General features: G+C 66.3%; 22 protein-coding genes and 1 tRNA gene. 1 reads left to right on the top strand and 22 read right to left on the bottom strand.

What is annotated here, in order from left to right:
* Positions 1 to 44: 44 nt before the first annotated feature.
* Both SPMU_RS03705 and SPMU_RS03700 read right to left on the bottom strand, forming a co-directional pair.
* Positions 45 to 560, bottom strand: coding sequence for a 2'-5' RNA ligase family protein (locus SPMU_RS03705; protein WP_088332044.1), 516 nt, complete (start codon positions 558 to 560; stop codon positions 45 to 47).
* On the bottom strand, positions 557 to 2,461 hold the full coding sequence (locus tag SPMU_RS03700; RefSeq protein ID WP_088332042.1) for a potassium transporter Kup: 1,905 nt from the start codon (positions 2,459 to 2,461) through the stop codon (positions 557 to 559). The genes SPMU_RS03705 and SPMU_RS03700 overlap by 4 nt, the downstream gene beginning before the upstream one ends.
* 145 nt (positions 2,462 to 2,606) lie before the next feature.
* Between SPMU_RS03700 and SPMU_RS03695 the strand changes: the two genes are divergently transcribed.
* Positions 2,607 to 2,822 (top strand): DUF3072 domain-containing protein, encoded by a 216-nt coding sequence (locus SPMU_RS03695; protein WP_088332040.1) that lies wholly within the window; start codon positions 2,607 to 2,609, stop codon positions 2,820 to 2,822.
* A gap of 57 nt (positions 2,823 to 2,879) precedes the next feature.
* On the opposite strand, the gene SPMU_RS03690 is transcribed toward SPMU_RS03695, so the two are convergent.
* The 20 genes from SPMU_RS03690 to SPMU_RS03595 all read right to left on the bottom strand — a co-directional run bounded on the left by SPMU_RS03690 (position 2,880) and on the right by SPMU_RS03595 (position 23,579).
* Positions 2,880 to 3,518, bottom strand: coding sequence for a tetratricopeptide repeat protein (locus tag SPMU_RS03690; protein ID WP_088332038.1), 639 nt, complete (start codon positions 3,516 to 3,518; stop codon positions 2,880 to 2,882).
* The gene (gene ccmE / locus SPMU_RS03685; protein ID WP_088332036.1) at positions 3,515 to 3,949 is read right to left on the bottom strand and encodes a cytochrome c maturation protein CcmE; all 435 of its coding nucleotides are present in this window, start codon (positions 3,947 to 3,949) and stop codon (positions 3,515 to 3,517) included. Before ccmE ends, SPMU_RS03690 begins: the two co-directional genes overlap by 4 nt.
* A 106-nt stretch (positions 3,950 to 4,055) precedes the next feature.
* Positions 4,056 to 4,781, bottom strand: coding sequence for a heme ABC transporter permease CcmC (gene ccmC / locus SPMU_RS03680; protein ID WP_088332034.1), 726 nt, complete (start codon positions 4,779 to 4,781; stop codon positions 4,056 to 4,058).
* A gap of 128 nt (positions 4,782 to 4,909) precedes the next feature.
* Positions 4,910 to 5,959, bottom strand: a complete 1,050-nt coding sequence (locus tag SPMU_RS03675) for a Glu/Leu/Phe/Val family dehydrogenase (RefSeq protein ID WP_211275701.1) — start codon at positions 5,957 to 5,959, stop codon at positions 4,910 to 4,912.
* Positions 5,960 to 5,979: 20 nt separating this feature from the next.
* Positions 5,980 to 6,056 (bottom strand) — tRNA-His (locus tag SPMU_RS03670).
* A gap of 157 nt (positions 6,057 to 6,213) precedes the next feature.
* Positions 6,214 to 6,945: a type II secretion system protein N gene (locus tag SPMU_RS03665; RefSeq protein ID WP_088332030.1), complete on the bottom strand. Its 732-nt coding sequence runs from the start codon at positions 6,943 to 6,945 to the stop codon at positions 6,214 to 6,216.
* Positions 6,942 to 7,415, bottom strand: a complete 474-nt coding sequence (gene gspM / locus SPMU_RS03660) for a type II secretion system protein GspM (protein ID WP_088332028.1) — start codon at positions 7,413 to 7,415, stop codon at positions 6,942 to 6,944. The genes SPMU_RS03665 and gspM overlap by 4 nt, the downstream gene beginning before the upstream one ends.
* Positions 7,412 to 8,494: a type II secretion system protein GspL gene (gene gspL / locus SPMU_RS03655; RefSeq protein WP_088332026.1), complete on the bottom strand. Its 1,083-nt coding sequence runs from the start codon at positions 8,492 to 8,494 to the stop codon at positions 7,412 to 7,414. The genes gspM and gspL overlap by 4 nt, the downstream gene beginning before the upstream one ends.
* Entirely contained in the window at positions 8,491 to 9,465 is a 975-nt protein-coding gene (gene gspK / locus SPMU_RS03650; RefSeq protein ID WP_088332024.1) for a type II secretion system minor pseudopilin GspK, read from the bottom strand. Before gspK ends, gspL begins: the two co-directional genes overlap by 4 nt.
* Positions 9,455 to 10,120, bottom strand: coding sequence for a type II secretion system minor pseudopilin GspJ (gene gspJ / locus SPMU_RS03645; RefSeq protein ID WP_281250982.1), 666 nt, complete (start codon positions 10,118 to 10,120; stop codon positions 9,455 to 9,457). The genes gspK and gspJ overlap by 11 nt, the downstream gene beginning before the upstream one ends.
* A 53-nt stretch (positions 10,121 to 10,173) precedes the next feature.
* Positions 10,174 to 10,602, bottom strand: coding sequence for a type II secretion system minor pseudopilin GspI (gene gspI / locus SPMU_RS03640; RefSeq protein ID WP_088332022.1), 429 nt, complete (start codon positions 10,600 to 10,602; stop codon positions 10,174 to 10,176).
* Positions 10,595 to 11,086 carry a GspH/FimT family pseudopilin gene (locus SPMU_RS03635; RefSeq protein WP_169715624.1) on the bottom strand — a complete coding sequence of 164 codons (492 nt, stop codon included), beginning with the start codon at positions 11,084 to 11,086 and terminating at the stop codon, positions 10,595 to 10,597. The genes gspI and SPMU_RS03635 overlap by 8 nt, the downstream gene beginning before the upstream one ends.
* An 8-nt stretch (positions 11,087 to 11,094) precedes the next feature.
* Entirely contained in the window at positions 11,095 to 11,535 is a 441-nt protein-coding gene (gene gspG / locus SPMU_RS03630; protein ID WP_245832718.1) for a type II secretion system major pseudopilin GspG, read from the bottom strand.
* Between the two features lie 8 nt (positions 11,536 to 11,543).
* Positions 11,544 to 12,767 (bottom strand): type II secretion system inner membrane protein GspF, encoded by a 1,224-nt coding sequence (gene gspF, locus SPMU_RS03625; RefSeq protein WP_088332016.1) that lies wholly within the window; start codon positions 12,765 to 12,767, stop codon positions 11,544 to 11,546.
* Between the two features lie 83 nt (positions 12,768 to 12,850).
* A complete protein-coding gene (locus SPMU_RS03620; protein WP_088332014.1) occupies positions 12,851 to 14,401 on the bottom strand; it encodes a GspE/PulE family protein in 1,551 nt (516 codons plus the stop codon).
* A gap of 56 nt (positions 14,402 to 14,457) precedes the next feature.
* Positions 14,458 to 16,650 carry a type II secretion system secretin GspD gene (gspD, locus tag SPMU_RS03615; RefSeq protein WP_088332012.1) on the bottom strand — a complete coding sequence of 731 codons (2,193 nt, stop codon included), beginning with the start codon at positions 16,648 to 16,650 and terminating at the stop codon, positions 14,458 to 14,460.
* Positions 16,647 to 17,477, bottom strand: a complete 831-nt coding sequence (locus tag SPMU_RS03610) for a type II secretion system protein N (protein ID WP_088332010.1) — start codon at positions 17,475 to 17,477, stop codon at positions 16,647 to 16,649. The genes gspD and SPMU_RS03610 overlap by 4 nt, the downstream gene beginning before the upstream one ends.
* Before the next feature lie 211 nt (positions 17,478 to 17,688).
* Complete coding sequence (locus SPMU_RS03605) at positions 17,689 to 20,517, bottom strand: TonB-dependent receptor domain-containing protein (protein WP_088333136.1); 2,829 nt, start codon at positions 20,515 to 20,517, stop codon at positions 17,689 to 17,691.
* A gap of 93 nt (positions 20,518 to 20,610) precedes the next feature.
* Entirely contained in the window at positions 20,611 to 22,221 is a 1,611-nt protein-coding gene (locus tag SPMU_RS03600) for a hypothetical protein (RefSeq protein ID WP_088332008.1), read from the bottom strand.
* 191 nt (positions 22,222 to 22,412) lie between these two features.
* Positions 22,413 to 23,579, bottom strand: coding sequence for a phospholipase D-like domain-containing protein (locus SPMU_RS03595; protein ID WP_088332006.1), 1,167 nt, complete (start codon positions 23,577 to 23,579; stop codon positions 22,413 to 22,415).
* Positions 23,580 to 23,616 lie beyond the last annotated feature (37 nt).

The raw sequence follows: 23,616 nt of genomic DNA, 5'->3' as shown, positions 1-23,616 counted from the left end.
TGCGGCGTGCGCCGGACGTGGGATCTGCTGCCGCGCCGGTCAGATCAGCGGAAACGATGCTCCGACAGCGGCTGCCAAGGGCCGCCACGATACCACCACGAAGCCAGACCCGCGATCACGAGCGGCTGCGGCCGAAAGCCGCTCTTCAGCTCCGCGAGCAGCGCCTTGGCCGCGGCCGGCTCCACCTTGTTCTGGATGGTCACATGCGGCCGCCAGCCGGCATGGTCCTGCGGCGTCAGCAATCCCGCAAACGCTTCCGCGATGCGCGCGCGGATCGCCTCCAGTTCCGCGCTCTCGATCCGGTACGCAACGCCGCGCCCGAGCGAAAACGGCGCCGCCAGCATCGCGGCAGGCGCCGGCACACCGCGCGTCTCTTCCGCCAGCCGCCACTTCAGCTCGTCCGCGATGCTGGGCGGCAGGTGGTGGAACATCGTCAGGTGCGCCGACAGATGGTTGCGCTCGGGCGGGAAATGCGCCCGCCGCAGATCATCAAGCCAGCGCTGGTCGGCCCGCCCCAGCAGCGCGGTGACGATGATCGGTGCGGGCGACGAGCCGCTCAAATCTCGATCTGGCTGCCGAGCTCGACGACGCGATTGGTGGGGAGCCGGAAGAACTCCATCGCGCTTTCCGCATTCCGCAGCATCCAGGCGAACAGTTTCTCGCGCCAGATCGCCATGCCCGGATGCGCCGAGGGTAGCAGCGTCTGCCGTGACAGGAAGAAGCTCGTTTCCATCATCCGGAATTCGCCGCCGCACCGGTCGAGCGACTTCAGCGCTGCCGGAATGTCGGGCGACTCCATGAAGCCATAACGCAGGATCACGCGGTGGAAGCCCTCGCCCAGCGCCTCATGGTGGAAGCGGTCTTCTTCCGGGAAGAAGGGCATGTCCGTCACCTTCACGGTCAACAGGATCACCCGCTCATGCAGCACGCGATTGTGCTTCAGATTGTGCAGCAGCGCGGGCGGCACGCCCTCGGGGGTCGAGGTCATGAACACCGCCGTGCCCGTCACCCGGGTCGCGCTGTTCGCGGCCGAGCCGATGAACACCTTGATCGGCATGGCGCCCTCGCGCATCCGCTGCAGCATCAGCTTGCGCCCCGCTGCCCAGGTGGTGAGCAGCACGAACACGATGATCGCCACCAGCAACGGGAACCAGCCGCCGTCCGGCACCTTCGTCAGATTCGACGAGAAATACATGCCGTCGATGAAGAGGAAGGCCGCGACGAATGGCACCACGGCCGCGACCGGCCAGCGCCAGACCCGCTGGATCAGCACCGCCACCATGCAGGTGGAGATGAACATCGTGCCGGTCACCGCGATGCCATAGGCCGCCGCGAGGTTGGACGATTCGCGAAAGCCCAGGATCAGCAGGAGCACCATCGTCATCAGCGCCCAGTTCACCGACGGGATGTAGATCTGCCCCGCCGCCGACGCGCTGGTGTGATCGATGCGCAGCCGCGGCATCAGGCCAAGCTGCACGGCCTGCTGCACCACCGAATACGCGCCCGTGATCACCGCCTGGCTTGCGATCACCGTCGCCATGGTGGCGAGGATGACGAGCGGCAGCCGCCATGCTTCGGGCGCCATCAGGAAGAACGGGTTCTCGGCCGCGGAGGGATCGCCCAGCATCAGCGCCCCCTGCCCGAGATAATTGAGCATCAGGGCCGGGAAGACGAACCACAGCCAGGCGTAAGCGATCGGCTTGCGGCCGAAATGCCCCATGTCGGCATATAGCGCTTCGGCGCCGGTCACCGCCAACACCACCGAACCCAGCGCTAGGAACGCCAGCGTGCCGTCCGTCGCTGCGAAGCGAACCGCCCAGCGGGGATCGAGCGCCAGCAGGATCTCGGGCTGCGCAAAGATATGGATCAGGCCGAGCACCGAGAGGGTGACGAAATATACCGCCATGATCGGGCCGAAGAGCTTGCCGACCCGCGCCGTCCCGACGGACTGGAGATAGAACAGGCCGATCATGATCGCCGCCGCAATCGGGATCACGAAACTGTCGAACCGCCGCTCAACGGTAGCCAGCCCCTCCACCGCCGACAATATCGAGATCGCCGGCGTGATCATGCAGTCACCAAAGAACAAGGCCGTCGCGAGCACGCCAAGCAGGACGAGGCTCGGACCCCATTTCTTTCCGGCCCCGCTGCGCCGCTGGATCAGCGCCAGCAAGGCGAGGCTTCCGCCTTCCCCGTTGTTGTCCGCGCGCAGGATGACCATGACGTATTTGAACGTCACGATCAGCACGAGCGACCAGAAGACGAGGCTGACCACGCCAAAGATGTGCAGGCGATCGACAGTGAGCGGATGGTGGCCGACGAACACCTCCTTCATCGCGTAAAGCGGGCTCGTGCCGATGTCGCCATAGACAACGCCAACCGCGCCAAAGGCGAGCTTGGCGAGCGAGTCTCCATGATGTCCACTGGGCGCTGGCACGCTCGTGGCTGTGGCAGCGCTCACTGCGCGTCCACCAACGCCAGGTTCAAGGGTAAAAAAGCCACCGTCATCCTGTCAAAGCCTCGGCGCGCCTAGCACTTCGCGACTGCACCGCAAGGGGGAACGTTACAAGAACGGAGGAGTTGAACCTGTTGAAGGAGTAGCAATCATGGCCGAGACCAACCCGAAGAGTGAGCCATTTTCCAATGCGGAGAAGGATCCGGACGACTGGACTACCGGCGACGAGCCGATGACTGGCGCTCAAGCGAGCTATTTGAAGACGTTGAGCGAAGAAGCCGGCGAGGAGTTTGACTCGGAACTGACCAAGGCGGACGCGTCCAAGCAGATCGATGCGCTGCAGGATAAGACCGGGCGCGGAAAGTAACGGCGCGGCGATGAGCAGCCGGCAGGCAGCTCATCGCACGCACGGTTTGATGGCCGGCTATCGGCCGCCCTGCTCGGTCGCCGCCATGTAGCGATCGAGCACCTGCAATTGGCCCGCAATCTGCCGGCGATATTCCGTGCCGGGGCGGGAAAGCGACACCGCGCGGGCCAGCAGGCGCCGCGCAGTCGGCAGGTCGCCCGCCCGGACATAGGAAAGCGCGGCGTAATAGGGCGGCGCGGGATGCTCCGGCGCAAGCTGGAAAGCCCGCTCGAACGCGAGCTTTGCCGCCGGGGACATCTGGTCACCATCGTGAATGGCCAGGTTCGTCCCTAGCTGCGTCCACAAGATGAAGCTTCGTGGGATCGCCCGAACGCCGCCCATCACCACTTGCGCCGCTGCGCGTCGGTCGCCCGCGCGCAGCATCGCATCCGATGCCACCAGATAGGCGGTATCCGCCGTGAACCGCCCCATCAGCCGCTCACGCAGCTTGATGCTCTCCGGGTCTATCTCCAATGGATTGGCGGCGGGCTTTGCAGGCGTCGCCGCCAGCGCCGGGCGGCCTTGCCAGGCATAACCGGCCGCGCCCAGAAACAAGGCGGCCCCAGCAAAGGACCAGAGCAAGCGCGGCAGCCGAAGCAGCAGCAGCGCCCCAAAGGCGAGCGCACCGATCACGGCCAGCGCGATGAAGCCGGTCACTGATCCAGACTCTTCGTTTCGTGCATTTTGCCGGCCAGCTCGGGCGGCATATATTTCTCGTCATGCTTGGCGAGCAGGTTGGACGCGACAAACAAGCCGTCGCGCTGGAAACGCCCCTCGGCCACTACGCCCGAGCCTTCGCGAAACAGGTCGGGCACGATCCCGGCGAAGCTCACCGGCGTCGTCGCGCGGCCGTCCGTCACGCGGAAGTTCACGGTAACGCCGTCGGCCGCCCGCACCACGGAGCCGCCCGCCACCATGCCGCCCAGGCGCACCGCCCGCCCGGCCACCAGCACTTCCGGCGTCACATCGGACGGCGCGTAGAAGAATGCCGCCTGATCTTTCAGCCCGGACAGCGCGAGCAGCGCCGCGACGGCAACCGCCAGCAGCGCCGCACCCGCCAGCCACAGCCGCTGATGCTTCGCCTTCATCGTTTGTCCTTCTCGGCGCGGCGCATCGCGCGCCAGCTCACCAGCGCCATGATGGCGCTCACGCCCAGCGCCACGGCATAGGCTGCGGCAACGAATGACCAGGCGTTCACGCCGTCGCCCTCCGGCGCAGCCGCGCCTCGGCCTTGGCGATCGCCAGGAAGGTGCGCATGCGCATCAGCACGATCGCGCCGAACAGAAAGCTGAAGCCGAAGAGCATGATCGGCAGTGGCCAGAGAATGGAACGGTCGATCGTGGAGCTGGTCAGCCCGATGCTCGCCCCCTGATGCAGCGTGTTCCACCAAACCACCGAATAACGGATGATCGGCAGCAGCACCGTGCCCGCGATCCCGAACAAGGCCGCGATCCGCCCGTCGCCGCCGCGATCGCGGTCGGCGCGCGCCAAAGCGATATAGGCGAGATAGACAAAGAACAGCAGCAGCATGGACGTAAGCCGCCCGTCCCACTGCCAATAGGTGCCCCAGGTCGGCCGGCCCCAGATCGCGCCGGTCGCCAGGCAAACGGCGGCGAACGCCGCGCCGGGCAGCGCAATGGCGCGCGCCGCCACGTCGGCCAGCGGATGGCGCCACACGAGATAGGCGATGCTCGAGATGGCGATCCCGCTCCAGCCGCCCATGCCGAGCCAGGCGGCGGGAACGTGGACGTACATGATCCGCACCGACTCGCCCTGCAGGTAATCGGGCGGCGTTTGCGTCAGCCCGGCCCAGCAACCGAGCGCGATCAGCGCCGCCCCCAGCCACCCGAACAGGCTGGTCAGCGGGCGCGCGATCTTCAGGAAGCGCGCAGGATTGGCGAGGGCATGGAGCGCGGGCACGTTGGTGTTATCCCATATGGGCAAAATCGCGTCGCGTCATCGCTTGACTGGCGCGTTTCCCCGCTCCTCTCACTGCACTTTCTCGGCGCGGCGGAGGATCAGCGCCCTCCGCTCGCGCCATGTTGGTCTCAGCCGCGGCCGATCAACCGCTTGGCGATCCGATCGGCGACGTCCGCTGCCGGGTCACCGCTGGCATCGCTTTCGTCCCAAACCTCGATCAGGCGATCGGGAATACGGGCGATCCGCGCCTTCACCTCGGCCTCGTCGCCGTGACCCAGATATTCCAGGCCCACGTTGATGATGCCGCCGGCGTTGATCACATAATCCGGCGCAAACAGGATGCCGCGCTCATGCACGCGGCGGCCGTCCTCGCGGGTCGCCAGCTGGTTGTTCGCACCGCCGGCGATCACCTTGGCCTTCACCGCGCCGATCGACCGCTCGGTCAGCACCGCGCCCAGCGCGTTGGGGCTGACCAGGTCGACATCGGCGGATAGGATCTCGTCGGTCGGCGCCGTCACCGCGCCGAGTTCCGCCGCCAGCGCTTCGGCACGCTCGGCGTTCACATCGGCCAGCGTCAGGACCGCGCCATCCGCCGCCAGCAGGCGGGCCAAGCCGCCGCCGACCGAACCGACGCCCTGGATGGCAACGCGCACGCCCTTCATGTCGCTGGCGCCCAGCGCACGCTGCGCCGCAGCCTTGACGCCGAGGTACACGCCCATGGCGGTGTACGGCCCGGGATCGCCGCCCGCCGCGCCGCTCGCCACCGGCAGGCCGGAGACATAGCGGGTCTCTTCCGAAATCACCTTCATGCGCGCTTCGGACATGCCGACGTCTTCCGCCGTCACATAGCGCCCGCTCAGGGACTCAACTACGCGGCCGAACGCGCGCAGCTGCGCCTCGCTGATCGTCGCGCCGGGCGCATCGGCGAGAACGACACCCTTGCCGCCGCCGAGGTCCAAGCCGGCCATCGCGTTCTTGAAGCTCATGCCACGCGACAGCCGAAGCGCATCGGTGATTGCCGCAGTATGATCGGCATAATGCCAGAAGCGCACGCCGCCAGCCGCCGGCCCGAGCGCCGTGGAGTGAACCGCGATGACGGCACGCAGGCCGGATGCGGGATCGGTGAAAAGGTGGACGCCCTCATGGTCGTCGAAGTCGGGGAAGCCCCACGCGGTCATGATGTTTTCCGAGGAGAAAATGGGGCGATCGACGGGACTTGAACCCGCGACCCTCGGTACCACAAACCGATGCTCTAACCAACTGAGCTACGATCGCCGTGAGAAAGCGCGCCCCTACGGCTAGGGCGTTGAGGCGTCAAGGTTCGGCACGCAATTTCCTGCACGCTTTTTGGTGAAACTTCGCAGCGCTGGCGATCTGGCCGGGATAAACGGTAACCAGGCCGAACCGAGGCCGCAGGCAGGCCGCGGCTAGCTCAGAAGCGGCCGTCGATCGCCAGCTCCAGGCCGCGCTGCGTCTCGATGAAGCCGCTCGCCTGCAGCCGCGCCGCAGCGGCCGGGTCGGGTGGCTGCAAGGTCAGCTCCGCGCGATATCGCCCGTCCGGCCACAGCCGGATCGTGCTCCCCTCATTGCCGGCGGCGCTGACCAGGGGAAGCAGCAAGGCGCCGCCTTCGCAGCGCGCATTGCCGTTCAGCGACGCGGGAACGGCCAATCCCCCAATCTCGCCGCTCATCGTGGCGCGCACGCGCCCTTCCGCTTCCTCGCACGAATCACCGCGAAAACGGACACTTACGTCCTGAAGGTCAAGCAACGTCACCGGAACCGGCTGGAATGTGGACCCCACCGGCAGCGAGGCGGTAAGGTCATTTAGCCCGAAACTGTGCCTGGTGATCGTCACCGCGCCGGACAGCTGCGGCGCAGCGCTCGGCGCCCGCTCGCTCCCGTTCAGATCGACCCTTGCTCGGCCGACCAGCAGCGGCACCGGCGCCACCCCTGCGGACAAATCGCCCAGCGCGATCCGCCCAAACGTCGCCTCGCGCAATTCCCCCGCCCAAATGCTCCCCGTCACCTCCCGGGCGGTCATTCCCTGCTCGGCAAGCCCGAACCACCCCAGCGCCAGCCGGAGCGGGAGAAACGCAATCAGCGCAGCAACGAAGAAAGCCAGGAACAGCGCATTTGGCCCAGTGGCCAGCCGAATTCGCCTCATGGCCGCCTCCCCTTGAATGTCAGCGTGGCGGCAACCGTGCCATCGCCGTTTCCGGTTACGGTTGACGAATCCACCAGCAATCCGTCGGCCTCGAGCCCGGCAATCCAGCTTAGCAAAGGGCCAGGCCGGGCAGTCGCAATCGCGATCCTGATCCGGTCACCGTCCAGCTCCAGGCTGGCGAGAACGAAGCCAGCCTCATCGGCGCGTGTGCGGATCGCATCGGCCAACGCGCCCTCCGGCGTACGTGGCCGCCCGCGCTGAATTGCCTTTACTTGGGCCACCTGCGCCTTGATCTCGCCCAGCCGGATCTCGGCGGCGGCATGGCGTTGGCGCGTCGACTCCAGCCCGTCGCGCACCGGCCGGATGATGCCCGCGAACACCAGGGTGATCACAAAGAGGACCATCATCGCCAGCAGCAGCCGTTGCTCGCGCATCGTGCGGCCGCGAAACCAGACCAGCACAGCGGTCATGGCAGCGCCACCGTCACGTCGCCGCGCACGCGCTGGCCGTCGGATTGGAAGGTGCTTGCGGTCACCGCAAAGCCTGCGCCTCTCAGCCGCTCCAGCAGTTGGTTCGCCTGCGCCTCGCCGTTCGCAGCAATGGTGGCGCGCAATTCTCCGGTCGGCTCAAACGCTACCGCGACCAACTCCGTCCCTTCCACATCGCGTGTCGCACTCGCTACGGCGGCAACCGTCGCACTGAAGCCAGCGCCCGGCCCGCGCAGGCGAGACAGGCGCTCCGCAAGCAGCCGTCCCGCATCGCCCTGGTCCGCGCCGCGCGGCAGGCCCTCTCGTGCCAGCGCATCTGCCCGGAGCTCCGCAGCATCGGCAGCCATGGAATAGCGCGCGATCCGCACCAGATCGATTGCGAGCGTCACCAGCAGGATCATTCCCGCCAGTGCCGCCAGTCGGCGCACGAGAGGCCAATCCACCGCCCGTCGGCGGCGCCGTGCAAATGGCCCCTGCCGCAGGTTCAAGGGCGGGCTCGCCGCACTGGCGACAATCGCAGCCTCTACCGCCTCGCGCCCCAGTATCTCGGGTGCTCGCCCACCGGTAACAAGCTCGGTGAGCCGGGCCTCATCGGCAAAGCCGCTGGTGACGCCTCGAACAACCGACTGACCGCCCAGCTCGGCACGAACATACCCGTCTTCCGGAGCCGGCAGCAGCAGCGGCGCTGGCACAATCGCCACCGGATCGATGCCCGCGGCGCCAAGCCAGGCGAGCCAGCCGCGCATCTGCTCGTTAGCGACCACACCGATCGGACGCTCGCCATCGGGATCATCGCCGACGGCCACGTGGAGACCTTCTAGCGGGGCGGCGCTTGCCTCCGCCACGACAATCCGGGCTGCCGCCTGCGCCTGCGCTTGCGATCGGGCAGGCAGGATCGACCAGTGCAGCGTCACTGCGTCTGCCGGCGCCACGGCAATCGTTGCGCCGCCGGCTTCCTCCGGCACGCCCTCGCCGCGCTCCGCCACGACTTCATTCTCCACGCGCAGCCAGCGCCAAGGCTGATCGGCATGGGCGGGCAGGAAGATGATCAGCGCACTCATAGGATCTCGCCCCATTGCCGCGAGACGAGCCGCGCTGGAAGCGTCGTCGCGTCGATTAACGCCTGCTCCTGCAATTCGTTGTCGCCCACCGTGACATCGATCCGCACGTCAAACCATTGCGTAACGACCCCGGTCTGCCGCTCTGCCAAGGGGTCGGTGATACCGGCCGCCGCAAAGATCTTCCAGAAATCCTGTGTGTCAGCAAAGCCTGCTGCGGGGCGCCGCAGCAGCCCCGCGGCGGCCGCCTGCACGCTCAAGGTGTCCGGCAGCAGCATGGCCACCAACGGTGCCTGTTCGGGCGTCAGGGTGTTGACGTTGATGGTCGATCGCGTGGCGCGCGGCAGCGTGCAGAGCCACGGTCGTAACTTGGCATAAGCGTCGCCGGTCACGCCAGCAACGGCGCGCAACTCGCTTGGATCAACCATCAGCGTTCCCGCCGTGCGATACGGGGTGGCGAAACCGGCATACGCGCCATCTTCGGCGCCCGTGACGAGCGCCTGATCGTCGCTGTCGATCCAGTCGGCGGCCGCGGCCGCGATACCTTCTCCACCGGGCACGTTGAGGAGCCTCGCCAACCGGGCAAACTGCGCAACCGCCGTCGGATCGGCAACATACACGCCATCAAGTTCGGTCACCAGACTATTGAGGTTGAAGCAATTTCCTCCGTCACGGACGCGCAGCATGGCCGCGCCACCGGGCAGCGGCAGAGCGAACGGCTGGTTGCTCCACCCCCCGGCCAGCGTCACGCGATCGGGGTTCTGGCGGAGCAATTGCGTGATCCTGCTGGTCGCCAGCGTCTCGGCGGCAAACGCGAGGCCGCGCGCCTGATCGAGGGCGACCGAATTGGCCGTCAGCCGGGTCGACAGGCGCAAGCGCTCCAGCGTGGTTGCCGCCATCACGGCGACAATCGCGACGAGCAGCAATACCGTCAGCAGCGCCGCACCGCGTTCCCCTTGCCGCCTAGCCGCCATTGGGCGCTCCGGGCGGGGGAGTGCTCGTCACGACCGGCGGCGCACCGCTGCCGACCAGGAAAAGCTGCCGAAAAACAATGCCGTCGCGCCGCTCCAGCACCAGTTCGAGCGCCTGCGGCAAGGCGGCCCCTCCTGTGCCATCCCACCGATCGCTCCACACACCGCCGATGCGGTAGCGCAGCGTCGCGCCCGCGACATCGGCAAGGGCGATGGACGCGGGCAGCGGCGCCGCGCCGTCCACCATCGGCCAGGCGGTACGCCGAAGCGCGCCGTCCGCGAGCCGATAACTCACCTTCTGCAAGGTCGAGCGTGGCTGGGCATCGATATTGCTCCACCCCGCGCGCACGAAGGTGACGCTGGTCGCGCCCCCGACAAAAGCCGGAAACTTGGTCCCGCGCTCATCCCGGGCGGGCCGGTTCATTGCTTGCGCAAGATCCGCGGCGAGCAGCGAGGATTGTCTGGCAAGCGCCCCCACGTCGTCCAGCCGCGCGGTGGTCGCGCCCTGCGCCCGCACGCTGAAGGCGAGCAGCGCCACGCCGGCTGACGCGATCAATCCGAAGATCATGAGCGCAACCATCACCTCAACCAAGGTGAACCCAGCAGTTTCATGCCCCGCGAAACGGCTGGCCGTTGGTTGTAATGCTCGATCGCACAGAGGCGCCCAACAACCGCGGTGCCGTCGCAGCTCTCTCTTCCGCTTGGCCAGCATCATGGAACGGTCACCACCGGCCGCGGCGGGCGGATCATCGTCAGCCGCCCGAGCGCCCGCCCGCCAGCGTCCGACACCGCGACGTCGATACGCAACACCCCCGTGTCGCCGGCGCGCCGCACCTCGCGCACCCAGCGCCATGCTCGGCCGCCGTTCTGCTCCACACCGGCCGCGCGGCCCAGCGCCGGCGGGCTTGGCGCAGTGATGGCATCCACCGCCACGTTGCGCGCCACCATCTGCGCCAGGACCGTATCGCCGAGCAGGGCAGTTGAGCGGATCGTCGCGCCTTCCAGCCTGATGAGCGCTAAGGCGGCAAGGCTGAACACGGCAAGCGCCACCATCACTTCGATCAGGGTAAAGCCACGATCGCCCACAACGCCCCGGCCACAGGTGGCAGAGCCAGACACCGACAAAAGCCGTTCAGCCATCGACCCGCGCGCCGTTGTCGTCGCCTACCGTGACAGTAAGCCGGGTACGCTCCCGCCGCAGCGGCACCACCAGCACGCGATCGGCCGTGCCGGTGGAATCGAACGTGACCCGCCCGCGTTCGCCCAGCACGGCTTGCGTCCCCTCGCTCCACTGCGAGACGCGCAGCGGCTTTTCGGCAACTGCAATCCACTGCCCGCCACGCCGCTCGTCGAAGCCATAGCCAGCCGGCGTCACCCACACGCTGACCGGACGCCCGCCGATCACCGCCGCGTCACGCGCCGCTCGCACGCGAACGGCAAACCGCGCGCCCTCATCCACCAGCCGCCCGTGCGGATCGGGCATGGCGAGAACCGCCGCTGCGGAGGCAAGACCGATCACCGCGATCACAATCATCAATTCGACGAGGGTGAAGCCACGCACCGCCTCACCCGCGCCCGCGCGCAGGCCGCCCAGTCGGTAGCGCAAGAAGGCGCGATCGGCCAAGTCACACCTTACTGCCAGGAGCCGATATCGGCATTGATCCCCTCGCCACCCTCCTGGCCATCTGCACCATGGGTCCAGATGTCCGCCGCGCCATTCTTGCCAGGCGAAGCGTATAGATACGCGCGGCCCCACGGATCTTCCGGCAGCCTCTTGATATAACCACCGGGCTGATAGGCCGCGGGGTTGGAAAGGCCCGCAGGCGCCGTCATCAGAGCCTCCAGGCCCTGCGCCGTCGTCGGGTAGCTGTTCTGCTGAAGGCGATACATTTCGAGCGCCTGCTCGATCGTGGCGATATCCGCCTTCGCCTTCTGCACCTTGGCCGTGTCGCCGGACGGGATCACGTTCAGCGCCACGATGGTCGCCAGCAAGCCGATGATGACGATCACCACCATCAGCTCGACCAGCGTGAACCCGTTGCGCTTCTTACGTCTTTTCAGTTCTTTGCTCATGATAACTCTCATTGCCCCGCAAGTGTGTTCAGCTGCAGGATCGGAAGCAGGATCGCTAGCACGATCGTCGCGACCACGCCGCCCATCACCACGATGATCGCCGGTTCAAGCAGCGACATGGCGGTGGCGGTGAAGCGATCGAACTCGCGCTCGAGATAATCGGCTGCGCGTTCGAGCATCTCGTCGAGCCGGCCGGCCGCTTCGCCGGAAGCGGCGAGATAGGTCAGCAAGGGCGGGAAAACGGCGGCGCGACGCATCGCCGACGAGAGGCTGCCGCCGCTTCGAATCGATTCGGTGATCTCGTCCGAAGCGAGCTTCAGCCGTCGATTGTGGATCGTGCCTGCGGTAAGCGCGAGCCCTTCGAGCAACGGCAGACGGCTCGCGACCATCGTCGCGAGCGTACGCGCCATGCGCGCCGCGTGGAGATCACGCAGCAGCCGGCCGAGCAGCGGAATGCGCAGCAGCCAGCTATCAAACGCGAGGCGGATCGGCGGCTGCCTCAGCGCCATGACGAAGCCGCCGAGCGCGCCTGCGAACGCCAGCAGCATCAGCCACCACCACCCGACGAGGATATCCGAGATGACGATCACCACACGGGTAAGCAGCGGCAGTTCTTGCCCCATCGTGTCGAACTGCTCGACCACCTGTGGCACGACGAACATCATCAGCGCCGTCACCACACCCATAGCGACGATGGCGAGGATCGTGGGATAGGCAAGCGCTGTCAGTAGCTTGCCCCGGATCTCTGCCTGACGTTCGAGGAGCGTCGACAGCCGCTCAAGGATCGCGGGGAGCGTGCCCGAGCTCTCGCCGGCGGCGACCATGGCGCGGTAGAGCGGCGGAAAGCTCCGGGGCTCGCGCGCCATCGCGTCAGCCAGGCGCCGGCCCTCGACCACGCCGGAATGAACATGCTGCACGACCTCGCGAACCTTCTCCTGCTCGGTCTGCCGCGTGATCGTACGGAGCGACTCTTCCAGCGGAGAGACGCGCGAGAGTGTGGCGAGCTGGCGGGTAAAGAGCGTGAGCTGCTTGGCCGACATTTTCGGCCGCCCGAGCTGCAGGCCGAACAGCGGCCTTCCCCGCGCGACCGGGGCGCTGCCCGGCTCGATCCGAACGACGTAGAGGCGCCGCCGATCAAGCGTGGCGCGGGCGGCGTCGATATCGGGCGCAACAACGTGGCCGCGCGCTTCCTGGCCGCGGGTGTCAATTGCGAGATAGTCGAAGTCAGGCACGGAAGCTTTCCGTACCGCACGCTATCGTCCGAAGCCGGAAGCGCTCCCCCGCCAGGCGGCGACCCGCGGAAACTGGCGCTGCGCTACTCATCCACCGCTTCCGAATCGCGACGCGAGACGCGGACCGCTTCTTCCGCCGTCGTCACACCCTGTTCGACCATGCGGCGCGCCGCGCTGGCAAGGGTCTCTCCACGCGCAAAGGCGTGTGCCGCAATGGCGACTTCGTCGGCACCGTCGTTGATGAGGCGGCGCACCGTCTCGTCGATGCGGATCGCTTCGAATACGCCGACGCGGCCCTTGAAGCCGGTCTGGTTGCACTCGCCGCAGCCAGCGGGTTCATAAACGGTGGACTCGCGCGCGATGCCGAGCAGCGGCGCGACCGTGTCTCCTGCGGGAACGCCATGACGGCACATCGGGCAGAGCCGGCGAACAAGGCGCTGCGCGATAACGGCGCGGAGCGTGGAGGCAAGCAGGAACGGCTCCACCTTCATGTCGCGCATACGCGTGATTGCGCCAATCGCGTCATTGGTGTGGACGGTCGACAAAACGAGGTGGCCGGTCAGCGACGCCTGCACTGCGATGTCGGCCGTCTCCCGATCGCGGATCTCGCCGACCATCACGACATCGGGATCCTGGCGGAGGATCGCACGCAGGCCCGCAGCAAAGGTGAGGCCGACCTTGGCATTGACCTGCATCTGGCCGACACCATCCACGGCATATTCGACCGGATCTTCGACCGTCAGGATGTTGCGGCTGCCGTCATTGAGCAAGCGCAGCGCAGCGTAGAGTGTCGTCGTCTTGCCGCTGCCGGTGGGGCCAGTGACGAGGACGATGCCGTTCGGCTCATGGATCGCCGCATCAAGCATGGCATGCATCGGGCGCTCCATGCCCAGCGCATTCAGGTCGATCCCGGCATTGTCCTTGTCGAGAATACGCAGCACCACCCGCTCGCCCGCGCGATTGGGCAAGGTGGAGACGCGCACGTCGAGCAACTTGCCGCCGAGCGTCAGCCCCATGCGCCCGTCCTGCGGCACGCGGCGCTCGGCGATGTCCAGCCGTGCCATCACCTTGATACGGCTGACAACCACCGGGGCCACGTGCGGCGGCATGCGCAGCGTCTCACGCAGCACGCCGTCGATGCGCATGCGAACGACAAGGCCGCTCTCATAGGGCTCGATGTGGATATCCGACACGCCGTTGCGCGCGGCGTCCGCGATGACGCCGTTGATGAGGCGGATCGCCGGCGCGTCGTCGGCGGTGTCGAGCAGGTCCTCGGCGGTGGGGATGCCGTCAGCGAGCAGGTCGAGTTCGTCACCCATGCCAACGGCCGCAAGCGCCGTGGCCTGGCCGCTCATCGCGTAATTGTCCCCGAGCAGACGGTCAAAGGCCGCCGGCTCGACGACGGTCACATCGAACGGGCGGCCGAGGACACGACGGACCTCGATCAGCGCGCGCGGGTCCGCGCCCTCACGCAGCGCGACGGCGTCGCCTTGCAGGGTGACGCCGAACTTTCGCGCAAAGGCGTACGGGAGCGCCACCACCGACAGCACTTCGCCGGAGGGAGAAGAGTGGACATGTGCTGGCACTGAAAACGCCACAGACCCGATGGGAGGGTCCGGCGAGACCTCCTCCATCCCGAAAGCCTCGCGCGGGGGCGAGAGGTCAGGAGGCAAGTCTCGTCCCGTCCGGATCACTTGTCCCGCCGCTTGATGGTAACCGTTGAGTTGCGCTGCACGGGCACGTTGACGCGGGGGTCCTCAATGTTCCCCGGCACCGGCGCGGACGGGATCGGCGCTGCGGCACCCATATAGTCGCGCACCAGCTCATCAATCGACGGCTCGCGTGCGGGATCGTGCTGCCCTTGCTGGAGCCGCAGATAGCCATAGCGCTGCTCAGTCACCCGGCGGTTATCGGCCGAGGAGCGCAGAATGGTCGGCCGGATGAAGACCATCAAATTGGTCTTCGAGCGCTGCCGCGCCTTGGACCGGAACAGGTTGCCGAGCACCGGGATGTCGCCGAGGAGCGGCAGCTTCTCCAGCGTCCGTCGTTCGTCATCGCTGAGCAGCCCACCGATTATGGCGATCTGCCCGTCATCGACCGTCAGCGTGGTCTCCACCTCGCGCTTGTTGAGGATGAGGTCTGAATTGTCGTCGCTTACCGGCCCGGCGATGGAGCTCACCTGCTGATGCAGGAACAGCTTGATCGAGCCCGATGAATTGACCTGCGGCCGCACTTCCAGCTGGATGCCGACGTTCTCGCGCTGCACGGTGCGGAACGCGTTGTCGAAATTCTGGCTCAGCGCCTGCCCGGTCGTGATCGGGATTTCCTGACCAACGAGAATGCGCGCTTCCTGGTTGTCGAGCGTGATGAGGCTCGGCGCCTGGAGCAGGTTCGACGTGGTGTCGCTCTTCACCGCGTTGATGATCGACCCGAAGATCGTGTCCCCAGCGATCTTCCCGCCGAAGCCCGCAAAACCGCCGCTCGCGCCGAGGATCGAGCTGATCGCCTGCTGCGCGAGCGCGTCGCCAGCGGAGTTACCGGTGTTGGTGGTCGTCCGCGTGCCGTCGGGCGCAACCACTGTCGTGGATGTACCGCCGATCTCACGCGCCCCGATCGCACCCGCGATGGTCAGCAGATTGGGCGCCGAGTTGGAGAAGCTGGTGGCGCCAAACGCCCCGCCCGAAAGGCTGCCGAGCAGGAACTGGAAGCCCAGCCGGCTGGCCGTCACGTCAGACACCTCGGCGACGATCGCTTCCACCAGCACCTGCTCGCGACGAGTATCGAGCTGACGCACGACCTCCGCCAGCTGGCGCTGGATATCCGCCGGCGCAGCGATGACGATGGCGTTCGCGCCGACGAAACGGGTGACGACGGCAGGTGCCCTGCCCCCTTGTGCCTGCACGGCCGCTTGCCCGCTCGATCCGCCGCCCGGCGCGCTCTGGCCCTGCGCCTGGCCGCCGGTGTTGACGCTCGGCTGGCCACTTGCGCCATTGCCGCTGCTGGAGGCGCCGAAGTTCGATTGGCTGAGCTGGTTCTGCGGGATGGAATCGGGCGTCTGCCCCACCAGCTGCTGGAGCACCGGAAGCAGCTGCGCCGCATCGGCATGCTCAAGGAAGACGACCCGGATCTCGGTGCCGCTCTTGGCCTTCTGGTCCAGATCCAGCGCCACCTGCGCAAGCCGCGCAACCGTCGACGGGTCACCACGCAGCGCCACCGAGTTCGCGCCTTCGACCGGGACCACGCTGGCGCTGGCCGTCTGGCCCTGCGCCGGAGTGCCAAGCAGGCCTTGCAGCGCCGTGGCGATGTCGCGCGCGCCGGCATTGCGCAGGGCGATCACGCGCGTCGAATTATTGTCCGTGTCGATGCGCTGCAGCACCTCGCGCACGCGGCGCACGTTGTCGGCAAAATCGGCGATGACGATCGAGCTGCCGGCGCGATTGGCGCTGACGGAGCCCTGCGCCGACACCAGCGGCCGCACGGTATCAACCGCCGACTGCGCGTCGATTGCGCGCAGCCGTACGATCTCCGTTACGAACTGGTTGCGCGCCGCGCCCCTCGTGCCGATCCGCCCCGGCTGGCTTGCCGCATTCTCGATCGGCTGCACGCGAAGCGCGCCATTGGCAGTCGGCACGGTCACCAGCCCATTGGCCCGCAAGGTGGAAAGGAACACCTCGAAATATTCCGAGCGGCTGAGCGGCCGATCGGTAACGACCGTCACCTTGCCCTGAACGCGGCTGTCGATGATAAAGGTGCGCCCAGTCACCTTTGCCGCATCGGCGATAAATGCGCGGATGTCGGCGTCGCGCACATTGAGTGTGGTCTGCGCCTGCGCCGGAACGCACAACGCGAGCGCCAACGCCGGCGCGAGCAGCCAACGGTTCATTGGCCTGCCACCTGAACGCTAAGCGGCACCGTCTGTCCCCCACGATCGACAGTGATCGCGATCGCCCCGCCGCCCGCATATTGGGTAGCGAGCCGCTCGATGTCGCCTGGCCCCTGCACGGCCCGGCCACCAATCTCCGTCACGATGTCTCCCTCACGCAGTCCTGCGGCGCGGAACGCAGCGCCCGACCCCGCCGGCCGTACGACAAGGCCGCTGACCCGCCCTCCCTCAACACGCGGCACGAAGCCGATTTCACGCTGGAACTGCTGCACGGTAATCCCTGTGCTTGTGGTAGGAGCGACGGGTTGGTCAGCCGCGCCAGGCACCGGAGTTGAAGCAGCCGCGCCCGCCGACTGATCGAGAAACAGGTCTTCGCGGGCGCCCTTCCGCTCGATTGCGACATGATCGAAGGCCACTTCCCGCAAGATGACGCCGGGCATGATCTCCTCGCCCACAGCCACGCTCTTCTGCTCGCCGTCCGGACCCGCCAGGATGGCCGAGCCGCGGCCTGTTGCTTCATCGATCCGGGTGCCGAACAAGGTTAGCTGAAGCGAGGTGACGACCCCCGCACCGCTCTGCGCCGCCCCGCCGCTGATCCGGTAGAACGGGTCAAAGCTCCTCAGCACGTCGCCTGGCGCGCCCGGCAGCGTGACGCTGGCCGGCCGCCATTCGCCCAGCGGGGACAAGGGGGTCACCACCGTCCACACCAGGCGTGCGCACTGGATAGCCAGCGCCCCAAGCAACACCAGTTCCGCCAGCGAATAGACGTTCACGACCGGTATTCGCCGCAAAATCGCCGTCGCGCGGGCGTCGAATCTCAATCGCATGTATTTGCCAATCCCCGCGCAGTCGGCGCTATGTCCGCGATGTTACAGCGACATTGCAAGTCAGTGTAATATGATGGGCCTCCGGGGGCCATGCCTATCATCGGCGCATGAGCGACGGCCCCCCCGATACGCAAATCGCCCCGAACCGCGCAATCGGGTCCGGGGCGATAAGGGCGGTTTGGCGCTGGGCCGCGCCAGCCGGTTTATCGCGTCAGAAGGTAACGCTGGCGCCGAGCGTGAAGAGCCGGCCCTGTGCGAAGCGGTTGATGAACACCTGCCGCCCGTCACCGAAGGTCTGGCGCTCCTGATAGCGCTGCCCCGTCAAGTTGCGCGCTTCGCCCTTCAGCTCGACGCGCGTGCCCAGGAAGTCCACCGTCTGGCGCGCAACGAAGTCCAGCCGGATGCCCGGCCGCTCGACGATGTCGGGCTGGAAGCCGACACCAGACAGAAGCGATGGGCCGCGATTCGTCACGCGGTCGCTGGCGTAGTTGAACAGCAGCGTCGCCTGCGTCTCATTCTCCCGGTCCTCATAGCCGAGCTGCAGGTTGACGAGGTGATCAGACTGCCCGGTCAACGGCGCGCCATCCCGGAACTGGAGATTGGCAGGCGCGAAGCCATCACTGCAGCCAGGCAGCGAGTCGCCAAGCACGCTGGGAACGCACTGGCTGTCCGCCGTGATCTTGGACTGGGTGTAGGTGTAATTGGCGATCACAACCGCCCGCTTGCCAGCCATCCCGTCGGAGATGAAATCGAGCGGGAAGTATTTCTGCACCTCGATCTCGCCGCCCCACAGCGTCGCCTTGGGCAGATAGGTGAAACCGGTCTGCAGGCGGGCGTCCGTGCTCGGATAGAAGCCGACCTGCTCGATCGGATTGTCGATCCGCTTGTAGAAGCCCGCCATGGTGAGCCGCTGGTCGCGATCGAAGAACCACTCGTACCGTGCTTCCAGGTTGTAAAGCTTGGAATCACGCAGGTTCGGGTTGCCGAAGAACAACCGGTCCGATTCGAAGTCGCGGAACGCCTGGGGAGCAAGCTCACGGAACTGCGGGCGAGCGATGGTCTTCGCCGCGGCAAGACGCAGCTGCATGTCCTGGGCGAAGTTCCAGGTCAGCGTCGCCGCCGGCAAGAAATAATCGTTGTTCAACCGCGTCGCCGGCGCGTTGACCGGCGTCACTTCCTGCTTTGCCGTTTCGTAGCGAACGCCGATGATCGCCCGAACGCCGTCGATCGCTTCCGCTTCGGCCTGAACGTAGCCGGCATGGATGCGCAGGCTTGCGTCATAAGCGTAGGAACCGTTCAGACCCGAGTCGAACCGCAGCTGCACCGCATTCTCGGCGCGCGTGCCGGTGGTTGCCACGGGGCAGCCGTTCAGCACGTCAGGCGAAAGGAGGAAGTCCGGGCGGAAGAGGTTGCACGGGAATGGGATTTCGCGACCCGTCGTCGTTTGGAACGTGAACGGAAGGCGAAGTGACTGACGGTCGTTCTGCGAGAAATAATAACCGGCCGACAGCGTGAACGGACGATCGGTGGACAGCTTGTACGCGACGTCCGCCTGCCCCGAATACAGGTCTTCGTTCAGCTCGCTGAACACCACGGTGGCGAAGCGGTCGAACGCGTTGGTAGCCTGCCACACGCCGGGGCAGTTCAGTGGCGAGCCACCCACCGGGTCGCGCACCTGGATGTTGAGGCTGGTCGTGCAGTTATAGATGAACTGGCGCTCATACGGCGAGTTGCGCTTCGTATTGGCATAAGCGCCGCGCACATCGACCGAAAGATTGTCGACGGGCTTGAACTCACCCACCAGTTGCGTTTCGATCAGCTGGCGCTCGAACCAGTTGGTGTTTTGCTGGAAAAGCGGGTTGCCCGAGGAGTTGTTATAAACCGTCGCGGCGGACGCGCGGCCCTGCTTGAGCGTGTCGTGGATATAGATGTTGGTCCAACGGATACGGTTCTCGTCAAACTCGTAGCCGAAGCCGAGCAGGCCGTTCACCACTGCGCGATTGTCGGTGATCACCGTGTAGAAATCGTTGCGCAGCGTGCCGTCGTTGCTGACCGTATCCTGCTGCGTCGTAGCGCGCGTGCGCCAGTTGTTGGACAAGCCGCCCGACGCGATCATGCCGATCCGGCCCGCGCCAAGCTCGCCCACCAGGCCGATGTTGATGTTGCCCGACCAGTTCGGCGGAATGTCCTGGTTGCGCTGGAGCAAGGAGGTACGCGCGTTGGACAGCTGCGCTACCTGTGCGGTCGGGATCACGCCCGTTCCTGTCGGTGCATCGCGCAGGAACCCGGGAAGCTTGCGCTCGCCCGAGTCATAGCCGAGCCAGTCCGTCTTTGATCCGAAGTAGGTGTAGCCGAGCTTGCCGGTGGTCTCCGTGTCGATCCCGCCGGACGCGCCAATCGTGACGAAATTCTCTTCCGGGATCGCCTTGGTAGTCAGGTTGATGACACCGCCACCAAACTCGCCGGGGTAATTCACCGAATAGGTCTTCTGGACCAAGGCCGAGCCGACGATGTTAGTCGGGAAGATGTCCAGCGGCACCGTGCGGCGCAGCGGCTCGGGGCTTGGCAGCGGCGAGCCGTTCAGCAGCGCCGAGGAATAACGGTCGCCGAGACCACGCACGAAAACATAGCCGTTGCCGACCACCGAAAGGCCGGTCACGCGGGTCAGCGCGCCGGCGATATCACCCTCGCCAGAGCGAGCGATGTCCGCGGTGGAGAGCACGCTGATCACTTGCGCGGTCGAGCGCACAGAATTGGGAATGTTGCGCCCGACCACGACGATGTCATCGCCCGCGGACGCGTTCACGCCCGGTGCGGAGACCTCGGCGCTCTGCGACGCTTCATCGTCCGCTTGCGTTGCCGCGGCAGGGTCAACGGCGTCGGGGTTTGTCGCCGAGGGATCGGCTGGCGGGGAAATGAGGCTGGTGTTCGGCCCTGCGACGGGGGCCCCGCCCGAAGGCGCGACCTGCGCCAGCGCGGCTGGGGTGACGAGCGTCGTCGTCACGAGAAGCAGGGAGGCATAGATGGCGCGCTGGCGCATGATCAGGTCTTCCGATCGAATGGCAAGGAGCGGGCCCACCGCGGCGATAATCGCACGCAGGGGCCCGCTACGGTCATGAGCTTGAGCCTGGGATCAACGACCCTGGCACTGGAAGTAGACCGAGTTGAAGGTCGGCGGGCCGACATCCTGCAGATCCTGGTTGGCCGGACGGATCGTGGTGCGCGTGTTACCCGAGCCTTCGCCCGCCACGATGTTCACGCATGCCTGGCCCGATGCCGTCTTCACCACGCCGTTGACGAAGGCGAAGTCGGCGCCGCCGCGAAGGCGGATCGCCGCCGGGGCGGAAGGTCCGGTCTGGATGAACGTGAAGTTGGCGTAGCGGCCGAAGGTACGCGGCAGCAGATCTTCCGCGTTGTTCGAGTCGATCTCGGTCGCGAACGAGTCGGCCGTGGCACCACCGGCGCGCTGCGCCGCGATGATGAACTGCATGAACCCGCGCCAGCCGTTGTCCACGTCGAAGGCGTCGTCGTCGGAACCGGTAACCACGAAATACTTCAGGTTGGTGGTGCCGCCGAAGATCTCCACGCCGTCGTCCGCCGAATTGTGGCTCTGCACGTGATCGATCGTGGTACCGCTGCCGGTGCCGCCGAGCGTCAAGCCCTGAAGCTCGTTGCCTTCGCTGATCGCGATGCCGGTATAGCGGATCTGGACGTACTGCAGCGTACCCGAGTTATCCGCCTGGTTCGGACCACCGTAGAAGCGGCCAGGAACACCTTCGATCGGGTTCTGGCAGGTGGCGCTGGTGCCGCCGGCGTTGTTCGGGCCGGTGCCCGCCGCGCATACGGCGGTCGGTGCACGGCCGAGCATGATCAGGCCGCCCCACTGCCCCTGCGTCGCATCGGACACGCCGTTGGTCGTCAGGTTCTGCTGCGAGGTAAAGATGATCGGCGCAGCGGCGGTCCCAACAGCGTTGATCCGGCTGCCGCGGTTCACCAGAATGAAATCGTTCGACGCTTCGCTTGAGTCAGCGGCGAGCACGACGCCCGGCGCGATCGTCAGCGTCACACCCGAATCGGCGCCGGTTGCGCCGACATCCACACCCACTTCGGTCTGGCCGCGGAAGCGGTAGAACACACCTGCGATCTTGGGCAGCGAAAGGCTGGAGGTGATAACCGTGGGCAGGCGGCAGGCGCGAAACGTGGCAACAATGCCATCGTCGGTCGTGCCCGTTGGGCAGCTCGCAGCTGCGCCGCCCGCACCTACGTTGGGCACTGCGGTGCAGGCCGCGGTGGTGCCACCGAAGTTGGCAGAGGACGAGTTGCAGGTCCAATCCTGGAAGGACGTGTCGTTCGGGCCGCTTACCGCGCCAACGAAGTTCGTCGAAACGAAGAAGCTGCCGAGCGTGGCCGGGTTGCTCGGGGTTGTCAGCGGCGTATTGCTGATCGGATAGATGCCGTTCAGGCCAGCAGCGCCGTTCACGTTGTTGTTGCTGCCCGCGTTCACGATCGCGAGTTGCTCTTCAGAGGTGACCGTAACGTTGTTGACTGCCGTTGGCAAAGCGAACTGCGCCGCTGTCAGCGGGGTCAGTGCAGGAGTGGTCGGGCTCGGCGATGGTGCCGGTGCCGGATTGACGATCACGTCGATGTTGCCCGCCCCCGGCGATGCGACATCGTCGGCTCCGCACGCGGCGAGCAGAAGGCACGCGGTGCCGGCGAGGAAATGGTGGCGGCTGAAGTTGAGCATGTCGCACTCCCGTTAAGCTGATCGGTCCGTCCCCTGGACCGCGGGAAAGTCAGGCCACACGCCCGTCCCCCTTGAGAGTGCCGCTAGGGGAGGCAAGTGACAGCCAAATGGAAATTTGGAGACTTAAACGTTACGATGATGTTGCGGAACCGTGACAAACCGATCCGCACGCTCGCATCCGGCGCTCGGCCTCATTCATCGATGCCGAAATTCAGCGTTCGCGAAATCACCGGGTCAGCCACGCCGACCAGCAGATAGGCCGCAAACTGCTTCGCACGCTGCCACAGGCCCGTGGTGGCAAGATACCGATCGCTCGTGATCTCTTCCGACTGGGCGATCTCACCATCGATATAGCCTCGAACATGGCGTGCGAACGCCGCGTCCTCGATGCGCAGCATCAACTCCAGGTTGATGAACAGGCTGCGCATGTCGAAATTGGCGCTGCCGATATGCACGGCTTGGTCCACCGCATATAATTTCGTGTGCAGCTTGGTAGGCAGGTATTCGAACACCTTGATCCCGCGTTTGAGCAGGCCGCGATAGGTGAAGCGCGCCGCTGCAATCGTGGCGTTGTTGTCCGATTTGCGCGCTGTTACGACGCGTACCACCCTGCCCTTGCGGCCGGCCCGGTCGATCTGCCGCAGCATCGTGGGGCTGGGCGTAAAATATGCCGCGATGATGTCGATCCGTTCAGCCCGCCGCATGTCACTTCGCACGGCCCGGGCCCAGGGCGACAGGCGGCGGGTTGGCCCGCCGATCAGCCATCGCACCTCCCCCTCCTTCTCGCTCCATTGCGACAGCGCGCGATTGAGGTGACGCAGCTTGCCTTTTTCCTGCCGCACCCACGCGTTCAGCGCATCAAAATAAGGCGCAATGCGACCGGCCGCCGCCCCTTCCACCAATAATCCCAGGTCCCGCCACGCCTGATCGCCAGCGGTCCCGAAGTAATCGTCCTCGATATTAAAGCCGCCCACGATGATCCGCGGCTCCGCCTCCCCAGCATCCGCCAGCGCGAGCTTCTGATGATTGCGCAGGAGGTAGCGCCGGCCCAGCCGGGGCACGAAGCTGCACACGGAAACGCCCGCGGCTTCCAGCGGGTCGAAAAAGCGCTGATCTGCCGCCTCGTCGCTGCCGAACCCATCAACGATCAGCGACACCTCCACACCCCGACGCGCGGCGTCGATCAGCGCTTCGTTGACCCGCTCTCCCGCGTGATCATGGGCATAGATGTAATAGAGCATCCGGATTGAGCGTCGCGCGCTCGCGATCAGGTGGATCAGCGCGTCGAGCCGATCGGGTCCCTCGATCAGCAGGGTGAGCCGGTTCCCGGCAACCTCGAACGGGCGCGCACTGTTCATCGCGCGCCGACTTGGACTGCGCGGCGCACCGCCGCAA

It is taken from the genome of Sphingomonas mucosissima (assembly GCF_002197665.1).
Lineage (GTDB): Bacteria > Pseudomonadota > Alphaproteobacteria > Sphingomonadales > Sphingomonadaceae > Sphingomonas > Sphingomonas mucosissima.
The sequence above is the reverse complement of the archived record's forward strand: the minus strand, read 5'-3'. Positions and strand labels throughout refer to the sequence as shown.

Bases quoted from the DNA above. Each gene is read 5' to 3' on its own strand.
- SPMU_RS03620 (WP_088332014.1), bottom strand. From the start codon at position 14,401: ATGGAGGAGGTCTCGCCGGACCCTCCCATCGGGTCTGTGGCGTTTTCA.
- SPMU_RS03610 (WP_088332010.1), bottom strand. From the start codon at position 17,477: ATGCGATTGAGATTCGACGCCCGCGCGACGGCGATTTTGCGGCGAATA.
- gspK (WP_088332024.1), bottom strand. From the start codon at position 9,465: ATGGCGGCTAGGCGGCAAGGGGAACGCGGTGCGGCGCTGCTGACGGTA.
- gspG (WP_245832718.1), bottom strand. From the start codon at position 11,535: ATGAGCAAAGAACTGAAAAGACGTAAGAAGCGCAACGGGTTCACGCTG.
- ccmE (WP_088332036.1), bottom strand. From the start codon at position 3,949: ATGAAGGCGAAGCATCAGCGGCTGTGGCTGGCGGGTGCGGCGCTGCTG.
- SPMU_RS03605 (WP_088333136.1), bottom strand. From the start codon at position 20,517: ATGCGCCAGCGCGCCATCTATGCCTCCCTGCTTCTCGTGACGACGACG.
- SPMU_RS03665 (WP_088332030.1), bottom strand. From the start codon at position 6,945: ATGAGGCGAATTCGGCTGGCCACTGGGCCAAATGCGCTGTTCCTGGCT.
- SPMU_RS03695 (WP_088332040.1), top strand. From the start codon at position 2,607: ATGGCCGAGACCAACCCGAAGAGTGAGCCATTTTCCAATGCGGAGAAG.
- gspD (WP_088332012.1), bottom strand. From the start codon at position 16,650: ATGAACCGTTGGCTGCTCGCGCCGGCGTTGGCGCTCGCGTTGTGCGTT.
- SPMU_RS03600 (WP_088332008.1), bottom strand. From the start codon at position 22,221: ATGCTCAACTTCAGCCGCCACCATTTCCTCGCCGGCACCGCGTGCCTT.
- SPMU_RS03595 (WP_088332006.1), bottom strand. From the start codon at position 23,579: ATGAACAGTGCGCGCCCGTTCGAGGTTGCCGGGAACCGGCTCACCCTG.
- SPMU_RS03675 (WP_211275701.1), bottom strand. From the start codon at position 5,959: ATGACCGCGTGGGGCTTCCCCGACTTCGACGACCATGAGGGCGTCCAC.
- gspM (WP_088332028.1), bottom strand. From the start codon at position 7,415: ATGACCGCTGTGCTGGTCTGGTTTCGCGGCCGCACGATGCGCGAGCAA.
- gspI (WP_088332022.1), bottom strand. From the start codon at position 10,602: ATGGCTGAACGGCTTTTGTCGGTGTCTGGCTCTGCCACCTGTGGCCGG.
- gspL (WP_088332026.1), bottom strand. From the start codon at position 8,494: ATGAGTGCGCTGATCATCTTCCTGCCCGCCCATGCCGATCAGCCTTGG.